The following is a 22,857-nucleotide window of genomic DNA, read 5'->3' as shown; positions in this document are numbered from 1 at the left end:
ACGAAGCAATTCAATCCGTCTCTAGCTCAGGATTTCTTCGTCGCATCTGCGTGTCTTGAAGACGGCGCCTATGCCGTTCCTTTCGCGAAGTCTGTCGATGTGGCCACGTCGCGCCACGCAGCCAGTTCCTTTTCGACAAAAGCATGCTTGCTCTCAATCCGCGCAACCGTGTCGCTGCCAAGCGGCAGACGGATCGGAGGAGTCTTGGCAGCTGCAAGCTGCATGAAGGCCTTCGCCAGCTTGCTGGGATCGCCGGGCTGCGCGTGATTGACGTCGGCGGCGTGGTTGCGGGTCTTGCCGACGGTGGCGTGATAGTCGCCGATCTCCAGTGCGGTACGCACCAGCGAGTTATCGTCCAGAAAGTCGGTGCGGAAGAAGCCGGGTTCGACCACGGTGACATGGATGCCGAGCGGCGCGACTTCGCCGGCCAGTGCTTCACTGATGCCTTCGACCGCGAACTTGGTCGAGCCATAGACGCCCCAGCCGGGGAAGCCGGCATATCCGCCGACGGATGAAATGTTCATAATGTGACCCGAGCCCTGCCGGCGCATATGCGGCAGCACGGCACGGGTGACGCCGAGCAGGCCGAACACGTTGGTGGCATAGAGGCGTTCGACTTCATTGGCACTGGCTTCCTCGATCGCGCCGAGCAGGCCATAACCGGCATTGTTGACCAGCACATCGATGCGGCCGAATTTCTTCACGGCCTGACCTGCGGCCTCATGGGCCTCGGTCTCGCTGGTGACATCGAGCCGCGTCGCCAGCAGGCGCTCATGGGTGCCGAGACGTGCAGTGACAGCATTGGGATCGCGGGCCGTTGCCACGACGGCATCGCCCTGGGCCAAGGCTTCTGCCGCGATGAGGGCGCCGAAACCGCGGGATGCTCCTGTGATGAACCAGACACGCATGGTGGTCTCTCCTGTGTTGGCCCCGCGTTAGTGCAGGGCTGATGGGAGGAAACTAGCGGCTCGCCAGAACTGAAATAATCCTCTATTTGTTCCATGTGTTCATGAGTCGGATTCAACAATGAGCCTGATCGGCCCGGCCGACCTCGCCACCTTTCTGGCGATTGCCCGGCATCGCAGCTTTCGCAATGCCGCCATTGAGCTGGGCGTATCCGCCTCCGCGCTGAGCCACGCCTTGCGCGGCATCGAGGAGCGTCTTGATGTCCGGCTGGTCAATCGCACCACCCGCAGCGTCGCGCTGACGGAGGCGGGCGAGCGGTTGTTCGCGCGGGTCAGTCCGGCGTTTCAGGACATCAATGATGCGCTGGAGGACCTCAACCATTTTCGCGGCAAGCCGGCGGGGACGTTGCGCTTCAACGCCGCCCGGCAATCCGCACAGCTCGTGCTGCTGCCGATCGTCACGCGATTTCTGAAAGCCTATCCGGAGATCAATGTCGAGATTGCCGTGAATGACGGTCTTGTCGACATGGTCTCGGCCGGTTTCGATGCGGGCATCCGCTTCGGCGAAACTGTTGCGGCGGACATGATTGCCGTGCCGATCGGCCCGCGGCAGCGATCGGCGGTCGTTGCGTCACCCGGCTTCTTCAAGCAACACAAGCCGCCGCAGACGCCGCACGAGCTGAAAGACCTGCCGTGTATCCGCTATCGCTTCTGGGGTGGCGCGCTGTATCGCTGGGAGTTCGAGCGCGGTGGCATCGAGGTCGAGATCGATGTCGCGGGCACGCTCACTTTGAACGATCAGGACCTGATGGTGGACGCTGCGCTGGACGGAGCCGGACTGGCTTACGTGTTCGAAGGGCAGGTCGAGGAGTTGATCGCCAAGCGCAAGCTGGTGCGGGTCCTCGCTGATTGGTGCCCGGCCTATCCCGGCTTCTTCATGTATTATCCCAGCCGCCGACAACTGCCGGCGGCATTGCGGGCCTTTGTCGATTTTGCCAAGACGCCGGCTTTAGTGAAGTCGAAGGTTTAGATGCGCATCAGTTGCCTTTGAAGTTCGGCTTGCGCTTCTCGATGAAGGCTTGCACCGCCTCGCGGTGATCTGCCGTCATGGTCGTGCGGATCAGCCGCTCGGCCTCATGGTCCCGCGCCGTCGCAAAATCGAAGGCCAGTGCCTCATCGAGATTGTCCTTCATGTAGCGCAACGCCAGCGTCGGCCCCTGCGCCATGCCGCGCGCCAGTGCGAAAGCCTCGTCCTGCAGCCTGTCGTCCGGCACCACGCGGTTGAACAGCCCGATGGCTTCGGCGCGGGTTGCCTCGACTTTGTCGGCAGTGAACATCAGCTCGCGCGCGCGGGCCGTGCCGACAAGACGCGTCAGCAGCCAGGCGATGCCGTAATCGCCGCTGAGGCCGACGCGCAGATAGCCGGTGGAAACGAAAGCCGATTGCGCCGCGATGCGGATGTCGCAGGCCATGGCTATGGCAAGGCCGGCGCCTGCAGCGGGGCCGGGCAGGGCGGCAATGGTCGGCTTGCGTACGGCGACCAGCGCACCGGTCAGCAGGCGCTGGCGCTCCTGCAGGTCGGCAACGCGTTCGTCGAAGGACATATCGAGCGTGGACTGCTTGCGATGAGCGCCCATGCCCTTCACGTCCCCGCCGGAGCAGAAGGCCGTGCCGGCGCCTGTAATCAGTAGCGCGCCGACATCGGGGTTTTCGCCGCAGGTGCGGATCATTGTGCGCAATGCAGGCGTGAGATGGTCCGACAGCGAGTTGCGCGCTTCCGGCCGGTTCAGGGTGATGACGGCAACGCGCTCGCGGATCTCGCACAGCAGCTCACCGGTGCCGGTGTTGATGACCTGTACGGCTTCACTCATGTATCTCGCCCCGTTCTCGCGTCAGAATTTTTCGACCCATGGACGGATTTCGAGCTCCGAACTCCAGGCACTGCGCGGCTGCTGTAGCACGTTCCAGTAATTCATGGCGATGGCATCGGGGTCGAGCATCGAGTCCGGCCTGTCCGCTGGCTCAACGCGGACTGAACTGCGAATGCCGCCATCGATGACAAAGTGGGCGATGTGGATCCCTTGCGGTGCAAACTCGCGGGCCAACGACTGCGCCATTCCGCGCAACGCGAACTTGCCCATGGCGAAGGGTGCCGATTGTGCGAAGCCTTTGATACTCGCGGAGGCACCAGTGAACAGGATGGCGCCGTGCTTGTTGGGCAACATGCGCTGCAATGCCTGTTGCGCGACCAGAAATCCGCCGAAGGCGCTAACGGCGATGGATTGTGCAACATCGGGAGGTGCGAGCTCGATGAAAGGCCCACGGGCGCGTTGGCTGGCGTTGTAGACGACGATATCGGGCGCGCCGATCTGGCGTTCGACATCTGCAAACAGCTTGGCGACATCTCCGGCCTGGGTCGCGTCGCAGGCAAAGGCCTTGGCGCCGGTCTCCTGGCACAGCGCATCCAGCTTGCCGGGATTGCGGGCGGCGAGTGCGACGCGGATGCCCTGTTTGGACAGCAGCCTCGCCAGCGATGCGCTGATGCCCCCACCGACGCCGACGATCAAAGCGGTTTCGTAATGCGGAATTTCCATGGATCAAATCTCCGGCTGGGGCACTTTATTCGCTGGCGCGGCAGGCGCATGATGAAGATGGAAACGCAACTGCCAAACACAAGAGGCCGTCATGAACGCCCACGCCCAGATTGCCGCCAATCTGATCGCACCCGACACGTCCGGCATGAATTTCTACCGGGCCGATCCGGCACTGACCGATTTGCTGCGTATTCATCTGCCGGAGGATCTGTTCAACCATATCGAGCCGCATCTCGATCGGCTGGGCGGTCTTGTCGGTGGGCCGCTCGATGAAGCCGGGCGGATGGCCGACAAGCATGGACCCGTGCTGCATCAGCGCGACAAGTTCGGCCAGGACGTGCAGTGGGTCGAATATCACCCGGCCTATCGCGAACTGGAGAACGCAGCCTTCGGCGAGTTCGGCATTCACGCGCTGTCGCATCGCAAGGGCATTATGGGCTGGCCCTCGACCTATCCGGTGGCGGCCAAACACGCCTTTACGTTCCTGTTCAACCAGGCCGAGTTCGGCATGGGCTGCCCGATCAATGTCACCGACGGTGCTGCGAAGCTGCTGTCGAATTACGGCGACGATGCGCTCAAGGCGAAATATCTCGACGGGCTGACGCAGACCGACATGAGCAAGCTGACCCAGGGCGGCCAGTTCATGACCGAGAAGGAAGGCGGCTCCGACGTCGGCAAGCTGACGACGCGGGCCGTGCAGGAGGGCGATCACTGGCGGCTGTATGGAGAAAAGTGGTTCTGCTCCAATGCCGATGCGAAGGTCGTGATGCTGCTGGCGCGGCCGGAAGGTGCGGTCGGCGGCACCAAGGGCGTCGGCCTGTTCCTGATGCCGCGGACGCTCGATGACGGCACGCCCAATCACTACCGGATCGTGCGCCTGAAGGACAAGCTCGGCACGCGGTCGATGGCATCAGGTGAGATCAAGCTTGAGGGCGCTATCGCTTATGCCGTCGGCAAGCTCGATCGCGGCTTCGTGCAGATGGCCGAGATGGTGAATTCGTCGCGCCTGTCGAATGGCGTGAAGTCGACCTCGCTGATGCGCCGCGCCTGGCACGATGCGATGGCAGTCGCGCGTGGACGTGTCGTGTTCGGCCAGCGCATTATCGACATGCCGCTGGCGCGGCGGCAGTTGATGAAGATCATGCTGGCGACCGAGCAGGCGTTGTCGATGAGCTTCCTCACCGCGGATGCGCTGGACCGTGCAGAGGCCGGCAGCCAGGACGCTGCAGCACTGCTGCGGATCCTGACGCCGACGCTGAAATTCCGTGCTACCCGTGACGCGCGCAAGGTCTCCGGCGACGCGATGGAGATGCGCGGCGGTGTCGGTTACATCGAGGAATTCGCCACCGCGCGGCTGCTGCGCGATGCGCATCTCGGCTCGATCTGGGAAGGCACCGGTAATATCGTCGCGCTCGATGCGCTGACACGTGCGGTTGGGCGGCATGGCGCGGAGGCTGCGCTTGCTGCCGACTTGCATGCGCGGCTCGATGACTCGCCAAGCGTGCCGCAGGCATGGCGGGATCGCCTGCGCGGTCTGACAGACAAGGCGATCGACTTTGCCCGTGAGGTGGCTGCACGTTCGGACAATGAGGGCGATGCCCGCCGCGCAACGAGTTCGCTGTATCATGTGGCCAGCGCCGTGGCACTCACATGGGAGGCGCACCGCATCCACGCCCGGCGCGGCGACGCCCGGCGCCTGCTGCTGTCGCGCCTCGTCATCGATCATCGCCTGATGGCGCCCGATCCGTTTGCTGTGATCGAAAGCGAAACCCAGAAGCAGATCGTCGCGCATCTGCTGGGTGAGCGCGATGTCAGCATGGAGGAGGCCAGTCGGCTGATGCTGGCCTGACCTGATCGCAGGGACTATGAGCGCGGACCGTTATCTTTCAGGAACTTGAGCAGCAAGCGGCCGACCTCTTGTGGTTGTTCCTGCTGCACCCAATGGCCTGCGCCGTCGATCAGGTGCACCGCGCGCATATTCGTGCAGGCGCTGTTTTGCATCGTCTCGATGGCGCCGGGACGCTGATAGATGCCCCAGTCCTGCTTGCCCGAAATGAAAGCTGAAGGGACGTCGATGGTGCGACCGGCAAAGGTCTCGTAGTCGGCATTGAACGCGCCTGTCGTGTTACAGCGGTACCATTGCAATCCGCCCTGGAAGCCGGTGCGGGCATATTCACCGGCATAGAAGGCCAGTTCATTGTCCGGCAGCCATTTGCATGATGCGATCTGTTCAGGCGTCGGCATCTCTGCCGCGACGGTCTCGGCCATGGTCTGGTCGCGGTCCATCACATAATAGGTCGGCAGTTTCGCAAGTTCATTCGCCGTCCAGCCCTGCAATGGAGTGGGCGTGTTGCCCGGCCAGTCCGCACTCTTGTGATGATAATAGGCGCGCAGGAAATCATGCACGCCTTGCGGTGCGTGTTGCATGTGAGCATTGGCTTCGCGTGTGGCGTAGTACCACTGATAGTGGATACGCGGCCGCGGCAGTGCCGCGAGGTCGCGATGCACGGGATCTTCGGCCTTTGGCGGTGCCGGCTGATCGGCGGTGCCGAATGGCAGCGGCGGAGGCCCGGCAAAGGGCGCGCTCATCAGCACAACGGATCTGAAGACATCCGGTCGCACCAGCGCGCACCAGGCCGCAACCGAGCTGCCGTAGTCGTGTCCGACCACGGCGTCGACATGGCGATAGCCGAAAGCTGCGACCAGCCCGACCGCATCGCGCACGAGGTTGAGCAGATTGAAGGGACGCAGATCGCCATCATAGTCTGCGCTCCAGCCGGTGGTACGACCATAGCCGCGTTGGTCCGGCGCAATCACGTGATAGCCGGCCGCGGCGAGCTGCGGCATGACCTTGCGCCAGCTGAAGGCCAGCTCGGGAAAGCCGTGCACCAGCAGGATGCAGGGCCGGCCTTTGGTTTCAAAGCCGGCCTCCAGCACATGGACACGCAAACCGTTGATGCCCTCGACAAAACGCGAGCGAATTCCGGCCGGAAGAATGTGGGACTCGATGGGTGTCACGTCGCCTCCATGCTGCACTTGTCTGACAGCGTGGGCGCACTCCAGCGCAAGCACCGTGAAAAGACAACTAGCGTTTGAAGCGGGCCACCAATTCGATATGCGGTGTATGCCGGAACTGGTCCACGGGTGTGACGCTTTCGAGCTTGTAGCCGCCATCGATCAGGATCTTTGCATCGCGTGCGAAGGTCTGGACGTTGCACGACACGGCGACGACGACGGGGATCTTGCTTGCCGCGAGCCGTTCGACTTGTGCCTGCGCACCCTGGCGCGGCGGATCGAACACGACAGCGTCGAAGTCGCGCAATTCCTGCGGCACCAGCGGACGGCGAAACAGGTCGCGCGTCTCCGCTTTGATCGGCTTCAGGCCCTTGGTGTCCTTGATGGCCTGCTGCAGCGAGGTGATGGCGCCTGCATCGCTATCGAAAGCTGTAATCTTCGACTTGGTGGCCAACCGCAGCGCAAAGGGACCGATGCCGCAGAACAGGTCGGCGATGTTCTTCGCGCCCTTGCACAGCTGCAGCACAAGTGCTGCCAGTGTCTCTTCACCGGCCGCGGTGGCCTGCAGGAACGAGCCGGGTGGTAATGTGACCTGTGCGCTGCCCATCGTGACGACCGGCGGCACGCGCATCAGCACGAGTTCGCCATGCCGTGTGAGGCGCGCGAGTTTGTGCGCTTCAGCGATGCGCGACAGCGCTGTGATGATCGCGGTCGGCAATGGCCCGGTGCCGCGGACGTCGATATCGAGTCCGTTACTGGCCGCTGTCACCTGAATGTCCAGCGGCTTGCTGACCGGCTTCAACACCTCGGCTAGTGCGCGCGCGGCATCGAGCGCGCCATCCAGCGCGGGATCCAGAATCGGGCACGCGTCGATAGCGATGATGGCGTGGCTTGCCGATGCCGCGAAGCCGACACGCAGTCCGCCATCGCTGCCACGCCGGGCATGCAACGTCACGCGGCGGCGGCCGGCGCCATGGGCATCGACGATCGGATCGACCGGGCAAGTGATCTTCGCCTGCGCCAGCGTGTCGATCACGATCTGGCGCTTCCAGGCCTGATAGGGATCGGGTTGCCAATGCTGGATGGCGCAGCCGCCGCAGCGCGTGAAGTAGGTGCAGAACGGATCAATTCGTTCCGGGCTGGCGGTGTCGATCTGCAGCAATCGTCGACGCTCCGGATGTTCGTCGTCGCGTTCCGTCTCGACGATCTCATGCGCCAGCGTGTAGGGCACGAACAGCGACGCGCCACTGGTGAGGCTGACGCCGTCGCCGCGCTGGCCGACATGATCGATGGTCAGGTGTTCAGCCACGCCGGGCACCCATGAAGAACTCGATATTGCCATCGCCGCCTGTGATCGACGACGGGAAGACCTCGATATCGGTGCAGCCGAGTGTCCTGGCAAAATCCGTGATGTCGTCGCAGATGGCCTGATGCACGGCAGCATTCTTGATGATGCCGCGCTTGGATTGCTTCCGGTCGGCCTCGAATTGCGGCTTGATCAGCGCCAGCAGGCTCATCGGCGCCGCGGCGAGCGACAGCGCGACAGGCAGCACCGCCTTGAGCGAGATGAAGCTGACATCGATCACAACCACATCCGGGCGGGCCGGCAGACGCTTGTTCTCATAGCTGCGGATATCCGTTTCTTCCATCGAGATGATTTTCGGATGGCCGTGCAGCGATGGATGAAGCTGGCTGTGCCCGACATCGATGGAGAACACCATGCTGGCGCCGTTGGCGAGCAGCACTTCGGTAAAACCGCCGGTGGAGGCGCCGACGTCGAGGCAGACGTGGTCCTCGATCTCGATCGGATATAGCTCGAGCGCGCCGGCTAGCTTGACGCCGCCGCGCGAGACCCAGGGATGCGCCGGTTCAGCCTCGATCGCGGCGTCGAGCAGCAGCGGTTCTGACGCTTTGGCGACCGCTTTGCCGTTGGCTTTCACAAGCCCCGCTTCGATGGCGGCCTGCGCACGCGCGCGGCTTTCGAAAATTCCGCGGTCGACGAGAAGTGTATCGGCGCGTTTGCGCGGCGCGGTAGCAGTGTTCTGAGATTTCGTCATGGTCAGTACGATGCAGCAAGTTTCAAACAGGCTTCGAAGCTCGTTAGATCCTGCCAGAGATCTTCGGGTGCTTCGCGGGGGACGATCATGGGCGCGCCGTAGAGATCGAGCGCATGGATCATCATCAGATTGTCGGCGAGGCCGAAATTCTCAACGGTGAGCCCATCCGCATCCACCAGATGTCCGTCCCGATCGGTGACCTCTGTCATGCGGCGGACACGGTCGATATAGAGCGTGGGGTCATTGCAATAGCCGAAGCAGAGCTTGCCGTGGCCCGCCATATAGCCAAGCTCGAACACCGTGCCGGCATCGGCGCTGGGACCGCGGAACGGCGTGAGATTGGCGATGATAATGTCGCAATGATTCATCATCGCTTCGTTGCCGTGGAAGATCTGGCGCGAAGCGTCGCCGGCATTGATGTCGATGGCGTTATCGAGCGGGAAGAACCCGTGCGCGCCGTAGCGCTTGCAGAGCGCGACCTTCTGCCGGCCGATCTCGGCGGCATTGGGTAGGAACACGTCGGGGCCTGCGAGATAGATATTCATGAAGTCCCCGTCTCATGGTGAGCCGCGCCGACATTGACGAGCCAATTCAGACGAGAACGAGGCAATCCGGCGGTTCCTGCCGAATTGCCTCGTCGTATTCTCTTCGCAATTGCAAACGCGATGTCGCGTTCAACGACAGATCAAGCGAGCTTGACGGTCTCGGCCTTGAAATCCTTGCCGAGGGTCTCGAACACCTTCTTGACGATCCCCTTGGAGTCGAGACCCGCCTGGGCATACATCGCTGCCGGCGTGTCGTGATCCTGGAACATGTCGGGCAGCACCAGCGAACGCATGCGCAGACCGCCGTCGAGCATGCCGTTGTCGGCGAGCAGCTGCATCACATGCGAGCCGAATCCACCAATCGAACCTTCTTCGACGGTCAGAAGGATCTCGTGATCGCGGGCGAGCTTGAGGATCATGTCAGTGTCGAGCGGCTTCATGAAGCGCGCGTCGGCAATGGTGGTCGACAGGCCGTGGGCGGCGAGTTCGTCGGCAGCCTTCTCACATTCGGCGAGGCGCGTGCCGAACGACAGAAGCGCAACCTTGCTCCCTTCGCGGACGATGCGGCCCTTGCCGATTTCCAGGGGAATGCCGACTTCCGGCATTTCGACGCCGCGGCCTTCGCCGCGCGGATAACGCAGGGCGCTCGGTGAATCGTTGATGGCGACCTGGGTCGCGACCATGTGGACCAGTTCGGCCTCGTCGGAGGCGGCCATGATGACCATGTTCGGCAGACAGCCGAGATAGGCATTGTCGAATGAGCCCGCATGGGTCGCACCATCCGCACCGACCAGTCCGGCGCGATCGATGGCGAAGCGCACGGGCAGGTTCTGGATCGCCACGTCGTGGACGATCTGGTCGTAGCCGCGCTGCAGGAAGGTCGAGTAGATGGCGCAGAACGGCTTGTAGCCTTCGGTGGCGAGGCCAGCCGCAAAGGTCACCGCATGCTGCTCGGCGATGCCGACGTCGAAGGTGCGGTTCGGGAACGCCTTGTTGAAGATGTCGACGCCTGTACCCGACGGCATGGCCGCGGTGATGGCGACGATCTTGTCGTCCTTCTCGGCTTCCTTGACGAGGCTCTGGCCGAACACGTTCTGATAGGCCGGGGCGTTGGGCTTGGACTTCGATTGGGTGCCGGTGGCGACGTCGAATTTGACGACCGCATGATATTTGTCGGCGGCGGCTTCGGCCGGACCGTAGCCCTTGCCCTTCTGCGTCACGACGTGAAGCAGGATCGGGCCGGTCTCCATGTCGCGGACGTTCTGCAGCACGGGCAGCAGGTGATCGAGGTTGTGGCCGTCGATCGGGCCGACATAATAAAAGCCGAGCTCTTCAAACAGCGTGCCGCCATTGACCATGAAGCCGCGCGAATATTCTTCGACGCGCTCGGCACGATCGGCGATCAGTTTCGGCAGATGTTTGCCGAGCTGCTTGGCGGCATCGCGCAGCGAGCGATAGGTCTTGCCCGAATACATGCGCGACAGATAGGCCGACATGGCGCCGACCGGCGGCGCGATCGACATGTCGTTGTCGTTGAGGATGACGATCAGGCGGGAATTCATCGCGCCTGCGTTGTTCATGGCTTCATAAGCCATGCCGGCCGACATCGAACCGTCACCGATCACGGCGATAACGTTGTTCTTGCCGCCGGAGAGGTCGCGGGCGACCGCCATGCCGAGGCCGGCGGAGATCGAGGTCGAGGAATGCGCGGCGCCGAACGGATCGTATTCGCTCTCGCTGCGCTTGGTAAAGCCGGACAGACCACCGGCGGTGCGGAGCGTACGGATACGGTCGCGGCGGCCGGTGAGGATCTTGTGCGGATAGGCCTGATGGCCGACGTCCCAGATGATGCGGTCGCGCGGCGTATCGAAGACGTAGTGGAGGGCGGTGGTCAGTTCGACAACGCCAAGACCGGCGCCGAAGTGGCCGCCGGTGACGGACACCGCATCGATGGTTTCCTGACGAAGCTCGTCGGCAACCTGACGAACCCGCTCGATCTTCAGCTTCCGGAGATCTTCCGGAGTCTTGATGGTATCGAGCAACGGTGTCTTACTAAAATCGGTCACGGCACTATTCCAATTTTACATGTCCGGGACTGCGTCTGGCTTCGGGGCCGTCGCGTTTCCGCGCGCCCACCGGACAACCGCAGCCTCCAGAACCGGGAAGCCTGTTTCGAGGCCTTATAATGGGCTTCGATTTTTCAGTGTGATATCTAACATGCTTGGCGGCGACTTCATCTGATCATTTTTGCCAGATGAATGAAGCGCTTATCTACGTTAACGGCCGGCGTTTCAGCCTGCTCGTCAGCGCATAGTCCTAGTCCCTTTACACCAAAGCGATGGCCAAAGCCAACCGCCGTGCCTGCGGGGGTGGCAGCACAAAGGCGCTATGGACATTCGCGCGGTGTGCCTAGCCGATGCGCCGGGCGACCGGTTCCGTCTCATGGGAACCCGTGTGAGTAGGGCTCTTCGCACCCAAATCGAGCTTTTTCCATGCGTTTTCGCGGGTAGTAGGGGTGCCGTCCACCAACGCCAAAGTTGTGGCCGGCTGACTGACACGCCCCCTGAGAGGCACAGGCCCGCAAACGATCATAAAGAAATCGTAGGCATGCGGCCGCTCATTGGCCATGACGAACTGGAAGTGCACCCGGAAGAACTTCCAGCGGAACCGGTTGTAATGTTCCGGGCGGATGATTTCGCGGAACCGGACGGGGACGATGGTTGGATTCCGCCGGGCCGGGCCAGCGTCGATCCCGTGACCGGCGATGGGATCGAACGGGAAGAAGTTCATCACGTCCTTGCGGGATTGGCAGTCAATCCAATCGACGGAAGGCTCCACGGCCAGCAGCCGCAAATTGTCGCGAAAGCCTTGCGCGACTCTATGGAAGCCGACGATGGGCATATTGCCGCCGAGCGTCAGCAGCACGACGCGAGGGCCGTGGCTGCCGAGTTCCGGATCGAGTTTCAGCGCGCGGGCGAGGATTTCGGAGCCAAGGAACGAGCCGGAGCTGTGACCGACCAGCACGATTTCCTGCGCTTTGGTAGACTTGGCGACCTGGACCAGATGCTGCGCGAAGCGGTCGATCCGGGCGTCCCAGTCCGGCCGGTTGCCGTGGGAAAACTGCCAGGTGAAGATTGTATCGGCCATCAGATAGAGCAGATAGGTGTGCTTTTCGGTGTATTTCAGCAGCGAGCCGAGCACGGCCACGAACACCGCCGCAGCGCCGCAGCCCACCAGAAATCCGTGTATTCCAAGCGCCTGCAGCCCCAACGCGAACAGCCAGGCGATGCCCGCCGACCAGATCGCTCCGTTGAGCAGCAGGACGTGGGGCCAGCTGATGAAGGTGGCGAAGCGCCAATGCGCCTTCCAGAACCGGCCCATCGTGCCGGAGAAGACAAGGCCCCAATAGATGGCGATGGCGTGGATCAGCGTGCGCCAGATCGGCACGGCCAGATCGCGCTGGATCATGTCTTCCCAGCGCAGGAAATCGTAATCGGTCGTGGTCTGCCAGCCGTCGCCGGAGGTTTCGATGCGCCAGGAGGCGGATTCATGCGCGAATTCGCCGTCCGTATGACCTTTCGGTCGGCTGACCGAGGTGGTCAGGCCATAAAGGCGGCCGAACTTGCGCAGTTCGGTCCGAAACATGCGGTAATACTGCGAGAGTCCCCGCGGATCGTATCCCTGCACATAGATGACATGACGGTGCTGGACGCGCACGCTGGTTCCCCGGACTGACGGCGGACTATAAACAGGCCGCGCCATGCGCCAAGCGCTAATTCGGCCGCGGGGTGGTGCGAGGTCTCAGCCGCGCGATTTCCTACTGGACGTCCAGCGGTTCGGTGCCGACCGCTTTGCCGTTCGAATCCGTGGTGATCTTGTCCACGCGGGCTTCGGCCTGACGCAGCAATTCGTCGCAACGCCGCTTCAGCGCCTCGCCGCGCTCATAGATGGCGACCGACTCTTCCAGCGGCACCTTGCCGTCTTCGAGGCGCTTCACGATCGATTCCAGTTCTTCGATCGCGGTCTCAAACGTCAGCTTCTTGACGTCAGCATGGGTGTTCTCGGCCATTCGGTTTCCCGTGTGCGCATTTTGGAAGGACGGAGTCAAAGATATGTTTGAGGGCGTATTGTGGCGGGTACGTTTTGCGACCTGCGCCCCTTTCAGCGCGATGCCCCCATCAGCGCAGAGACATGGGCCGCGGCCGATTCTTTCAAGCCCTGCAGATCATAACCACCCTCGAGTACCGAGACAATGCGGCCACCGGCGGTGCTGTCGGCGAGATCCATCAGCTTGCGCGTCACCCAGCCGAAATCCTCGGCGTCCAGATTAAGCGACGCGAGCGGATCGCGACGATGCGCATCGAAGCCGGCAGAGATGATCAGCAGTTCCGGTGCGAATTTCTGGAGTTGCGGCAGGATGAGATTGTCGAAGGCAGAGCGAAATTTTGCACTGCCGTCGCCGTCATGCAGCGGGGCATTGACGACTGTGTCGTGCTCGCCGCGCTCCTGGGATGCACCGGTACCGGGAAACAGCGGCATTTGATGTGTCGAGCAATACATCACGGTGGGGTCGGCCCAGAAAATGTCCTGCGTGCCATTGCCATGGTGGACGTCGAAATCCACGACGGCCGCGCGGGTAATGCCGTAGGTGCGCTGCGCATACCGCGCTGCAATCGCCGCCTGATCGAAGAAGCAGAAGCCCATCGGCTTGTTGTGCTCGGCATGATGGCCGGGCGGGCGCGTCGCGACGAAGGCATTGGTGTGCTCGCCTTTCATCACCGCGTCGGTCGCCGCGATTGCGCCGCCGACGCCGCGCATCACCGCTTCCCAGGTGCCGGGGGACATCGACGTGTCGCCGTCGAGATAGACGAGGCCGCTGCTCGGCGCGACATGGCGCAGCTCATCGATGTAATGATTGTCATGACAGAGGCTGACGACGTCGAGATTGCCCTCCGGCGCTTCGCCCCGCACCAGCGCGTTGAAGCGGTCTTCGCTGAGTGCCTGCGCCACCGCGCGCATACGGTCGGGGCGTTCGGGATGACCGGGCGGGGTGAGGTGATCGAGCGAGGCCGGATGGCTCAGAAGAAGTGTCGTCATGCAAATGGTCCGCAAGCGCAGGGTGCGCTGGTATGATGAGACGATAACCTAGCCGGTCAGGTCAGGTTCCGATAGGGGGGCATCGCTGGTGCGGTCGTCCCCTAACAAAGCTACCGATCAGAATTATGGATCGCTTTCTTCACATTCGATTCATGTCGTTTCATCGACACCGCCTGACGCCGCGGAATTGAAATGCGCGTTAAGTCGCGGCTGCTATCGGTGGAGGCCGCGGCATTCTGCGGAGAAGGTGCGCATATTCCATCGTCGGACTCCGCAGTTGCGCTCGCGTCTGGGGTGGGTTCGTACGCGATGAGTGAATCGAAATATCCAAGGCGCGTACCCCATCTCTTGCGTTCGGTGTGGCCGTTCGTTGCCATCGTCTTGCTGCAGGCATTTCTCGCCGGCACCAGCATCCACATCCTGTCGTCGGTCCGCGCCTATGTCACCGGCGAAAGCCGATGGTCGAAGGGGCAGATGGAGGCGGTGCATTCGCTCAGCCTCTATGCCGAGACCGGCGACGACAAATATTATCGTCTCTATCAGGCGAGCATCGCCGTGCCGCTCGGGGATCTCATCGCGCGCCGCGCGCTCGAACAGGCGGTGCCGGATCTGCGGGCTGCCTATGACGGATTCCTGCAAGGCGGCAACGATGCCGCAGACATCCCCGGCATGATCTCGCTGTTTCGCAATTTCAGCAAGGTCGTCTATCTCGCCCGAGCCATCGAGACCTGGCACGCCACCGATCCCGTGATCCAGAATTTGGTGGATACGGCCGACGCCATTCACGCCAGCGTCACCGATGGCAAGGTGGGATCGATGCGCCTTGCAGCCCTGAAGGCGCAAATCGACCAGATCAATGAACAGACCTCGCCGCTGGCAGTGGAGTTCTCCCGACGCCTCGGCATCGGCTCCCGCGCCATTCAAGGCATTCTGCTGGTCGCCAATGTGTTCACCGCGGCGCTGTTGATCCTGCTCGGCATCTGGCGGACACGTAATCTGCTGATCCAGCGTCAGCGCTTCGAGACGGCGCTGAAGATCGAGAAGGAGCGTGAGCAGAAATACATCTCACGTCTCGCGTTCCAGGCCTCGCATGATGCACTGACGGGGCTGGCGAACCGCCGCGAATTCGAGCGTCGGGTCCAATACGCATTGCCGCGGATCGACGCCGATGCGCGGCCGCATGCACTGATGTTCCTCGATCTCGATCAATTCAAGATCGTCAACGACACCTGTGGCCATGCTGCCGGCGATCATCTGCTGCGGCAGGTCTCGGGCATACTGAAAAAACATCTGCGCCCGGACAATCTGTTGGCCCGCCTCGGCGGCGATGAATTCGCTGTGCTGCTGGAACGCTGCGAGCCGGATCGTGCGGCGGCGACCGCCGAGCGATTGCGGCGGACGGTCGAAGAGCTGAACTTCGTCTGGAACGGACGTTCGTTCAACGTCACCGTCAGTATCGGCCTCGTCTGTATCGCGCAGCCCGAGGTGACACTGGAAGAAGCGCTGCGCGCGGCCGATGCAGCTTGTTACATGGCCAAGGAGAAAGGCCGCAATCGCGTTACACTGCATCAGCCCAGCGATTCCGAATTGCTGCAGCGGTTCGGCGAAATGAACTGGGTCCAGCGCATTCACGATGCGCTGGAACAGGATCGCTTCTGTCTCTATGCCCAGAAGATCATTCCGCTCAGCGAGCGCGAGGATGGCACTCTGCATGTCGAACTGTTGTTGCGGCTGCGCGACGAGGCGGGGCAACTGGTTGCGCCCGGCCATTTCATTCCCGCGGCAGAACGTTATGGTTTGATGACGCTGATCGATCGCTGGGTGGTCAGGAATGCGTTCATCATTCTCGCCGCGCGATTGGTCGAAGGTGCGACGCCGGTCTCGACCTGCGCCATCAATCTGTCCGGCGCGACATTCAAGGATGAAAGCTTTCTGGACTATGTCCGCGAGCAGTTCCGCATCTATCGGATACCGCCGACCATCATCTGCTTCGAGATCACCGAGACAAGCGCCATCGCCAATCTCGCCGATGCCAATAAATTCATCCAGGCGCTGCAGCAGATCGGTTGCCGCTTCTCGCTGGACGATTTTGGCAGCGGCATGTCGTCCTTCGCCTATCTCAAGCACCTGCCTGTGGACTATCTCAAGATCGATGGCTCCTTCGTCAAGGACATGCTCACCGATCCGATCGACCGCGCCATGGTCGAGATGATCAGCCATATCGGCAAGATCATGGGCAAGCGGACGGTGGCGGAATTTGTCGAGAGCGACGAGATCATCACGACGCTCACCGAGATCGGCGTGGACTTTGCGCAGGGATATGCGGTGGGCCGGCCGGAGCCGTTCGATGTCCATAGCGAGATCGATCGGAGAAACGTGGCGTAGAAGGTGGAGCGGTTGAATTTCATGATCGTCATGGCCAGATGGCGCGAAGCGAGCTTCGCAATAATCCCAGGCCTCTCCCCACGTCATGGCCGGGCTTGACCCGGCCATCCATCTTTCTTGTGCGACGGTGTGCGGGCCAAGCTGGATCCCCGGGTCAAGCCCGGGGATGACACCTGTGGGTGCGGCGCCTCCATCGCAGATTCAAATTTCAAACAGCCACTGCTCTTCAGACATGCGTCATCGCCCCCATTGTTTGCGGCGCGGGGCGCCGTCGTCCTTTGCATTCCCACCCCCTTGTGAGAGGGCGTGCGGAACGCCGGGTGCCCGTTGCACCCTTGGGCCTGATGCGAATGCGGTCTTCCGCAATTGAGAGTGCATCAGGACTTTCGGAGGCGCCGAGCGAGTGCCCGACGTTCCGCCTACGGTGTTTTTTCGGTTGCTTGCACATCTGCCATGGCGAACGGTCCCATCACCAAAATTAATGTCCCAGGGCGGAGGGACAGGGTAGCCGCAAAGCACTTGGCCGAACGCGTTTCGATTTGGTCGTCCGTCACACTGTCCAGGGGGGCTTCCATCCGAAGGTCGGCCGTCTCCTTGCCAGTGGCAGTGCTGGCGCAGATCCGTCCTGCCCGAAGACAGACGTCACCCCCAAACCGCGTGACGCCGCATCTCCGGCGTCCACCGCATCCCACCCCGCGAACGTGACGATCGCGATCGCCCCTCTCGGTGGGGCAGGACGAGGGGGAATATAATCAATGCAGGGATATTGTCAACGGGGGATAGGAAAAAATGTTTGGGCGCCCCAAACTGTCATTCCGGGGCGCGAGGAGACGCCGCAGGCGGCGTATCGCGAACCCGGAATCTCGGCATGGGAGTCTCTGATCGTGCCAAACACATCGAGATTCCGGGTTCGCACTACAGCGGCTCCGCCGCTTTCGTGCGCCCTCAGGCAAACCAATTGGTTTGCCGGGGAATGACGAGTGTGGATCGAGATTCCGGGCCTCGGAATGACAGCTTCGGGCAGACAGTCGTTCCGCTAATCCACCCGCGCAATCCGCCCCAGCGGCATCGGCGACACCGGGCTGTTGGCCTTCATGTAAGCGTTCAGCGCATCGACATCGTAGACGCCGACCAGCGGCTCCTTGCCCTCTTTCAATACCGTGAAGCCATCGCCGCCGACGGCCAGAAAGCCGTTCACGGTGACGCGATAGTTGGCCGTGGGATCGATCACCTTGCCATCCAGCATCATGCGCCCGGGCGGGACGCGCTGACCCGCCGCCGCCGTGTTGTCCCACGCGTAGCTGAAGCCTTTCGAGGCCTGCAGGATGCGCGGCCGGCTCGGCGTGTTCCATTGCTGCTCGAGCATCGCCTTGATTTGCGCGCCGGTGAGCGTCAGCGTCACCAGCTGGTTGCGGAACGGCTGCGCTGCGAAGACGTCGCCATAGGTCACGCTGCCGTCGGCCGATCTGGTGATGTCGGCGCGGATGCCGCCGGGATTGGTAAAGGCGATCACGGCGGCGCCGAGATTGCCGGCCGATGTCGCGGCGAGATGTGCGTCGGCGATGATATCGCCAAGTGGGCTTTCGCCGGTCGTCATGTCGGGCATGCGCGACAGCGTTGCGGTGATCGATCCCGCAGGACGGCGGGCGATCGGCGCGGCAACCTTGTCATAGGCGGCGAGCAAGGCGGTCTGCGCGGGATCGGCGGGATAGGTCGCCGTGCGCACGATGACGTTGTCGGCCTTGGCGCTGATGACATCGCGCGTCGTACGGTCGAGCTTGAGGTCGATGGTGGTGACCAGCGTGCCGTATTTGTCGCCTGACGTGACGAGGCGTCCGTCGATCTGGCAGGTGTAGGCGCGGTGCGTGTGACCACTGACCACGACATCGACCGCCTTGTCGAACTTCTTCACAATATCGACGATTGGTCCGGAGATGCCCGGGCATTCATTGTAGTCGCCGGTGGGGAAGCCGCCCTCATGGATCAGCACCACGATGGCCTCGACGCCTTTGGCCTTCAGTTCGGGCACCAGCGCATTGACCGTCTCGGCTTCGTCCCTGAATTCGAGACCGGCAATGCCGGGCGGCGCCACGAGGCCGGGCGTACCTTTCAGCGTCAGGCCGATGAAGGCGACGGGAATGCCGTCGAATGTCTTGATCTGATAGGACGGCAGCAGCGACTGGCCGGTCTTGGTATCGATGGTCGAGGCGGCGAGATAGTTGAACGTCGCGCCGGCAAACGGATGCGGGCCTTGGCAGCCATCGACGGGATGGCAGCCACCGTTCTGCATGCGCAGCAGCTCCTCGCGGCCTTCGTCGAATTCGTGATTGCCGACCGAGGCGATCTCAAGGCCCATCATCGATAGTGCCTCGATGGTCGGTTCATCATGAAACAGCGCGGAGAGAAACGGGCTGGCGCCGATCAGGTCGCCCGCGGCCACGAATACGCTGTTCGCCTTGCCGGCGCGGAGCTGCTTGACCAGCGTCGCCATATGCTCGGCGCCGCCGGCGGGCACGGTGATCTTCTTCGTCCTGTCGGCGGGATCGTCGATACTGATACCGCCGGGGGCAGGGCGCAGATTGCCGTGGAAGTCGTTGATGGCAAGGACGGTGACGTCGACGGGGGTGGGGGTCTGGGCGTAAGCACCCGTAAAGCTCAGCGACCATGCCGCGAGCACCGCAAGTACGATGGTCTTAACCTCTCCCCGTGTCCATGCGAAGCGCAGCTTCGCTAGGCGGGGAGAGGTCGACCGGCGAAGCGCAGCGAAGCCGGTCGGGTGAGGGGCAGGGCACGATGTCAGCAAAGCGGAGGGTCTCTCAGGTCGGATATTCGCAGCTTTGGTTGCGATGAGTGGTCATTCATGCCGCTATCGTTTGACATGACAGCGACACGATAGCTCACAATTGCGTTGACGACAGTGCCATGCCCCTCACCCGACGTTCATGCGCTGCGCGCCTGAACGTCGACCTCTCCCCGTGAAGAACGGGGAGAGGTTAAGAAAGCGCAGAATCATCACCCCTTCTTGCGCGCGAAGAACGCCTTGAACGCCGCGCTCGCTTCCTGCGACTTCATGCGCTCGCCGAACAGATGGCTCTCCTGATCGATCCGCCGCGTGAGATCCTCGGGCGGGAGCTTCAGCAGCCGGCGCGAGATTGCCACGGCTTCCACCGGCAATGCGCAGATCTCGCGTGCGACCTTGCGCGCCTCGACTTCGGTGTGACCGGGCGGCACGATTTCGTTGATGAAACCGGCGGCCTGGCCATCTTCCGCCGTCATCGTGCGGCCCATCACCAGCGCGGCGAAGGCCCGCTGATGACCCATGGTGCGCGGGAACAGCAGGCTGGAGGCGGCTTCCGGCACCAGGCCGAGATGAATGAACGGCGTTGAGAAGGTTGCGGTGGTCGAGGCCAGCACATAGTCGCAGTGGAACAGCATGGTCGTGCCGATGCCGATGGCAATGCCATCCACCGCGGCGATGATCGGCTTGGTGTTCTGCGCCAGCGAATACAGAAACTTCACGGCGTTCGACGCGCGTGGGGACTCGGCCTTTTCGGCGCTGTCCTTCAGAAAATCCTGCAGGTCGTTGCCCGCGGTGAAAGCGCCGGAGCCGCCGGTGATGATCATGCAGCGGATATCGGGATTGTTCTGCGCGGTGTCGATCGCGTCCGACATGGCGTGATACATGTCCTGCGTCAACGCGTTCTTCTTTTCCGGCCGGCGCAGCGTGATCACGCGCGTGGCCTCGTCGTCGGTCACGATCAGATGTTCGGTCATGTCAATTCCCTGGCATAGCCCATAGCGCCCCGCAAAAAGCGCGGCTGCCGCGTTTCCTCTGCCGGATATTACATCAATCCGCTGCGGCCGATATGGTGGGCGATGGTTTATGCCAGCAAAACAGCATCGGCCGACATCACGGATTCACTGGAGTCCATCACGGTGCGTTCAAGCGAACCAGCCTGCACCGCAACATTCTCGGCGAAGAACCGCGCAACTGTCACATAGCGTGCAGCGTCGCCGTCGCCATCGCGTGCGGCAAGGGCTTCGTTGGCCAGCATGCATCCGCCGAGCGCGGAGCCGAACAGCCGCAGATAGGGCGTGGCGCCGGACAGTGCGTCGTTCGGCGCCGAGGCCAGCTTCTCCAGCAGCCACTTGCTCGAACGCTCCAGCGAGCCGAGCGCGTCGCGGAGTTTTGCGCCGGTGGTGCCGAAGGCGGGATCGTTGGAGGCCTCGACGCGCGACACGATGCCTCCGAGTTCGTCCAGCAGTGCCCATACGGATTCGCCGCCCGATGCCGCGAGTTTGCGCGTGACGAGATCGATCGACTGGATACCGTTGGTGCCTTCATAGATCGCGGTGATGCGCGCATCGCGGTAGTGCTGCGCAGCGCCGGTCTCCTCGATGAAGCCCATACCGCCATGGATCTGCACGCCCAGTGACGTCACTTCATTGCCAATATCGGTGGAGAAGGCCTTGGCGATCGGCGTCAGCAGTGCGCCGCGCGCGGCCGCTTCGGTGCGCACCTTGGCGTCGGGCGAACGTGCGGCGATGTCGAGCGCCACGGCGGTGGCGTAGCAGATGGTCCGCGCGGCGGCGGTGAGGGAACGCATCTGCATCAGCATGCGCTTGACGTCGGGATGGACGATGATCGGGTCCATGCCGGCCGTCTTGCTGCCGATACCGCGGCCTTGTTTACGCTCCTGCGCGAAGGCCAGTGCCTGCTGATAGGCGCGGTCGGCAATGCCGACGCCTTCAAGCCCGACGCCGAGCCGGGCCTGGTTCATCATCGTGAACATGCAGAGCATGCCGCGATTTTCCTCGCCGATGAGGTAGCCGACCGCGCCGCCCTTGTCGCCCATGGTCATGGTGCAGGTGGGGGAGGCGTGCATGCCGAGCTTGTGTTCGACGCCGGACGCATGGATATCGTTGCGTTCACCGAGCGAGCCGTCGGCATTGACCAGGAATTTCGGGATCAGGAACAGCGAGATGCCCTTGGTACCGGCGGGGGCGTCGGGCAATCGCGCAAGCACGAAATGCACGATGTTATCGGTCATGTCGTGATCGCCATAGGTGATGAAGATCTTGGTGCCGGAGATGCGATAGCTGCCGTCCGGCGCACGCTCGGCGCGCGAGCGCAGCGCGCCGACATCGGAGCCGGCCTGCGGCTCGGTGAGCTGCATGGTGCCGGTCCATTCGCCGGTGACCAGCTTTTCCAGATAGATCTTCTTGAGCTCATCGCTGCCATGGGCGTCGAGCGCCTCGATGGCGGAGAGCGTCAGCAGCGGGCAGAGGCCGAAAGCGATATTCGACGCGCTCCAGATCTCGGTGCAGGCGGCATTGATCGCCAGCGGCAGGCCCTGGCCGCCGAAGGCTTCGGGGCCGGAGACGCCGTTCCAGCCGGCGGCAGTCCAGCGCGCATAGGCATCGGGCCAGCCGGGGGCGGTGGTGACTTTATTATCCGAGAGCTTGATACCGTTCTTGTCGCCCACGGTATTGAGCGGCGCCAGAACGTCACTGGCAAAGCGGCCGGCCTCTTCAAGCACGGCAGCGGTCATATCGGCGTCGAAGTCGCCGTAATGGCCGGCTTTCAGGGCCGCCTGCAGGCCGGCGCCATGATTCAGGGCCAGCAGCATGTCGTTGATCGGTGCTCGGTAGGTCATGGCATCTCGCTCCCAGCAATTCTTTGGGTACACTTTTTCAGCTTTCCGCCGTCTTCCCACGAAACGGGCAGCTCCTCAACACGCCAAAGGGCGCATCCGGGGCCCTCTGTGGCTGGGGCGGCAAGATCCGAGTCTCTGTATGGGGAAACGAAATCCGCCAACTTCTGCTGCAATATCAATGGCTATCTTGAAGCTGACTTGTGCGATACGACGCATCCATGTTGATGCGGATCAAAAGCTGGGCCCGGAACATCAAGACGGACACGCATGCCGTCTATCTCGCCGCGCGCGATCCGCGGGTGCCATGGTTTGCGAAAGTTCTCGCGATCGCTGTCGCCGCCTATGCGCTGTCGCCGATCGATCTCATTCCGGATTTCGTGCCGGTCCTTGGCTATCTCGACGACCTGATCATCGTGCCGCTGGGTATCTGGCTCGTGGTGGCGCTGGTCCCGGGCGAGGTGATGGCCGAGTACCGGATCAAGGCGCGCGAGGCTGCGGAACGCCCGACCAGCAGATCGGGCATGATCGCCATCCTCGTGTTGTGGCTCGCCAGCGCACTCCTGCTCGGGTGGCTCGGCTATCGCTACTGGACGCGGGCCTGA

18 protein-coding genes are annotated in these 22,857 nt (G+C 62.5%); 4 read left to right on the top strand and 14 right to left on the bottom strand.

The genetic code is table 11. The features are described from left to right. Positions 1–68 precede the first annotated feature (68 nt). The gene (locus AB7813_RS15280; RefSeq protein WP_439064964.1) at positions 69–908 is read right to left on the bottom strand and encodes an oxidoreductase; all 840 of its coding nucleotides are present in this window, start codon (positions 906–908) and stop codon (positions 69–71) included. 118 nt (positions 909–1,026) lie between these two features. Here AB7813_RS15280 and AB7813_RS15275 point away from each other — a divergent pair, with 118 nt between their 5' ends. After that, positions 1,027–1,935 carry a LysR family transcriptional regulator gene (locus tag AB7813_RS15275; RefSeq protein ID WP_439064963.1) on the top strand — a complete coding sequence of 303 codons (909 nt, stop codon included), beginning with the start codon at positions 1,027–1,029 and terminating at the stop codon, positions 1,933–1,935. Between the two features lie 7 nt (positions 1,936–1,942). On the opposite strand, the gene AB7813_RS15270 is transcribed toward AB7813_RS15275, so the two are convergent. Both AB7813_RS15270 and AB7813_RS15265 read right to left on the bottom strand, forming a co-directional pair. Then, on the bottom strand, positions 1,943–2,776 hold the full coding sequence (locus AB7813_RS15270) for an enoyl-CoA hydratase (RefSeq protein WP_439064962.1): 834 nt from the start codon (positions 2,774–2,776) through the stop codon (positions 1,943–1,945). A gap of 21 nt (positions 2,777–2,797) precedes the next feature. Next, the gene (locus tag AB7813_RS15265) at positions 2,798–3,499 is read right to left on the bottom strand and encodes an SDR family NAD(P)-dependent oxidoreductase (protein WP_439064961.1); all 702 of its coding nucleotides are present in this window, start codon (positions 3,497–3,499) and stop codon (positions 2,798–2,800) included. Between the two features lie 91 nt (positions 3,500–3,590). Here AB7813_RS15265 and AB7813_RS15260 point away from each other — a divergent pair, with 91 nt between their 5' ends. Beyond that, positions 3,591–5,348 (top strand): acyl-CoA dehydrogenase family protein, encoded by a 1,758-nt coding sequence (locus AB7813_RS15260; protein ID WP_439084103.1) that lies wholly within the window; start codon positions 3,591–3,593, stop codon positions 5,346–5,348. Between the two features lie 14 nt (positions 5,349–5,362). Here AB7813_RS15260 and AB7813_RS15255 read toward each other — a convergent pair whose 3' ends face one another. The 8 genes from AB7813_RS15255 to AB7813_RS15220 all read right to left on the bottom strand — a co-directional run bounded on the left by AB7813_RS15255 (position 5,363) and on the right by AB7813_RS15220 (position 14,213). Beyond that, the gene (locus tag AB7813_RS15255; RefSeq protein ID WP_439084105.1) at positions 5,363–6,517 is read right to left on the bottom strand and encodes an alpha/beta fold hydrolase; all 1,155 of its coding nucleotides are present in this window, start codon (positions 6,515–6,517) and stop codon (positions 5,363–5,365) included. Positions 6,518–6,584: 67 nt separating this feature from the next. Continuing rightward, positions 6,585–7,823, bottom strand: a complete 1,239-nt coding sequence (locus AB7813_RS15250; protein WP_439084107.1) for a class I SAM-dependent RNA methyltransferase — start codon at positions 7,821–7,823, stop codon at positions 6,585–6,587. Then, the gene (locus AB7813_RS15245; RefSeq protein WP_439084109.1) at positions 7,816–8,571 is read right to left on the bottom strand and encodes a TlyA family RNA methyltransferase; all 756 of its coding nucleotides are present in this window, start codon (positions 8,569–8,571) and stop codon (positions 7,816–7,818) included. Before AB7813_RS15245 ends, AB7813_RS15250 begins: the two co-directional genes overlap by 8 nt. A gap of 2 nt (positions 8,572–8,573) precedes the next feature. Beyond that, positions 8,574–9,116 carry a nucleoside 2-deoxyribosyltransferase gene (locus AB7813_RS15240; RefSeq protein ID WP_439084111.1) on the bottom strand — a complete coding sequence of 181 codons (543 nt, stop codon included), beginning with the start codon at positions 9,114–9,116 and terminating at the stop codon, positions 8,574–8,576. A 140-nt stretch (positions 9,117–9,256) separates the two neighbouring features. Further along, the gene (gene dxs, locus AB7813_RS15235) at positions 9,257–11,182 is read right to left on the bottom strand and encodes a 1-deoxy-D-xylulose-5-phosphate synthase (protein WP_089265987.1); all 1,926 of its coding nucleotides are present in this window, start codon (positions 11,180–11,182) and stop codon (positions 9,257–9,259) included. A 343-nt stretch (positions 11,183–11,525) separates the two neighbouring features. Then, positions 11,526–12,833, bottom strand: a complete 1,308-nt coding sequence (locus AB7813_RS15230) for a hypothetical protein (RefSeq protein WP_439084113.1) — start codon at positions 12,831–12,833, stop codon at positions 11,526–11,528. A gap of 100 nt (positions 12,834–12,933) precedes the next feature. Next, complete coding sequence (locus AB7813_RS15225; protein ID WP_089265989.1) at positions 12,934–13,185, bottom strand: exodeoxyribonuclease VII small subunit; 252 nt, start codon at positions 13,183–13,185, stop codon at positions 12,934–12,936. Positions 13,186–13,277: 92 nt separating this feature from the next. Beyond that, positions 13,278–14,213 carry a histone deacetylase family protein gene (locus AB7813_RS15220; RefSeq protein WP_093757041.1) on the bottom strand — a complete coding sequence of 312 codons (936 nt, stop codon included), beginning with the start codon at positions 14,211–14,213 and terminating at the stop codon, positions 13,278–13,280. A gap of 309 nt (positions 14,214–14,522) precedes the next feature. On the opposite strand from AB7813_RS15220, the gene AB7813_RS15215 reads away from it, so the two are divergent. Continuing rightward, positions 14,523–16,598, top strand: coding sequence for a putative bifunctional diguanylate cyclase/phosphodiesterase (locus AB7813_RS15215; RefSeq protein ID WP_439064955.1), 2,076 nt, complete (start codon positions 14,523–14,525; stop codon positions 16,596–16,598). Between the two features lie 1,036 nt (positions 16,599–17,634). On the opposite strand, the gene AB7813_RS15210 is transcribed toward AB7813_RS15215, so the two are convergent. From AB7813_RS15210 to AB7813_RS15200, 3 genes are all read right to left on the bottom strand, one after another. Further along, positions 17,635–19,275: a bifunctional metallophosphatase/5'-nucleotidase gene (locus tag AB7813_RS15210; RefSeq protein WP_439089163.1), complete on the bottom strand. Its 1,641-nt coding sequence runs from the start codon at positions 19,273–19,275 to the stop codon at positions 17,635–17,637. A 335-nt stretch (positions 19,276–19,610) separates the two neighbouring features. Next, a complete protein-coding gene (locus AB7813_RS15205) occupies positions 19,611–20,372 on the bottom strand; it encodes a crotonase/enoyl-CoA hydratase family protein (RefSeq protein ID WP_089265991.1) in 762 nt (253 codons plus the stop codon). Between the two features lie 107 nt (positions 20,373–20,479). Beyond that, complete coding sequence (locus AB7813_RS15200) at positions 20,480–22,255, bottom strand: acyl-CoA dehydrogenase (RefSeq protein ID WP_439064954.1); 1,776 nt, start codon at positions 22,253–22,255, stop codon at positions 20,480–20,482. Positions 22,256–22,473: 218 nt separating this feature from the next. Between AB7813_RS15200 and AB7813_RS15195 the strand changes: the two genes are divergently transcribed. Continuing rightward, positions 22,474–22,857, top strand: a complete 384-nt coding sequence (locus tag AB7813_RS15195) for a YkvA family protein (protein ID WP_439064953.1) — start codon at positions 22,474–22,476, stop codon at positions 22,855–22,857.

This window comes from Tardiphaga sp. 20_F10_N6_6 (assembly GCF_052076045.1).
Taxonomy (GTDB): Bacteria; Pseudomonadota; Alphaproteobacteria; order Rhizobiales; family Xanthobacteraceae; genus Tardiphaga; species Tardiphaga robiniae.
This window is presented reverse-complemented; position numbering and strand designations above follow the sequence as displayed.

What these genes read in the sequence shown, in the direction of transcription:
- AB7813_RS15240 (WP_439084111.1), bottom strand. Translation starts at nt 9,116, where the DNA reads ATGAATATCTATCTCGCAGGCCCCGACGTGTTCCTACCCAATGCCGCC.
- AB7813_RS15200 (WP_439064954.1), bottom strand. Translation starts at nt 22,255, where the DNA reads ATGACCTACCGAGCACCGATCAACGACATGCTGCTGGCCCTGAATCAT.
- AB7813_RS15195 (WP_439064953.1), top strand. Translation starts at nt 22,474, where the DNA reads ATGTTGATGCGGATCAAAAGCTGGGCCCGGAACATCAAGACGGACACG.
- AB7813_RS15220 (WP_093757041.1), bottom strand. Translation starts at nt 14,213, where the DNA reads ATGACGACACTTCTTCTGAGCCATCCGGCCTCGCTCGATCACCTCACC.
- AB7813_RS15215 (WP_439064955.1), top strand. Translation starts at nt 14,523, where the DNA reads ATGAGTGAATCGAAATATCCAAGGCGCGTACCCCATCTCTTGCGTTCG.
- AB7813_RS15225 (WP_089265989.1), bottom strand. Translation starts at nt 13,185, where the DNA reads ATGGCCGAGAACACCCATGCTGACGTCAAGAAGCTGACGTTTGAGACC.
- AB7813_RS15280 (WP_439064964.1), bottom strand. Translation starts at nt 908, where the DNA reads ATGCGTGTCTGGTTCATCACAGGAGCATCCCGCGGTTTCGGCGCCCTC.
- AB7813_RS15245 (WP_439084109.1), bottom strand. Translation starts at nt 8,571, where the DNA reads ATGACGAAATCTCAGAACACTGCTACCGCGCCGCGCAAACGCGCCGAT.
- AB7813_RS15275 (WP_439064963.1), top strand. Translation starts at nt 1,027, where the DNA reads ATGAGCCTGATCGGCCCGGCCGACCTCGCCACCTTTCTGGCGATTGCC.
- AB7813_RS15270 (WP_439064962.1), bottom strand. Translation starts at nt 2,776, where the DNA reads ATGAGTGAAGCCGTACAGGTCATCAACACCGGCACCGGTGAGCTGCTG.
- AB7813_RS15205 (WP_089265991.1), bottom strand. Translation starts at nt 20,372, where the DNA reads ATGACCGAACATCTGATCGTGACCGACGACGAGGCCACGCGCGTGATC.
- AB7813_RS15260 (WP_439084103.1), top strand. Translation starts at nt 3,591, where the DNA reads ATGAACGCCCACGCCCAGATTGCCGCCAATCTGATCGCACCCGACACG.
- AB7813_RS15265 (WP_439064961.1), bottom strand. Translation starts at nt 3,499, where the DNA reads ATGGAAATTCCGCATTACGAAACCGCTTTGATCGTCGGCGTCGGTGGG.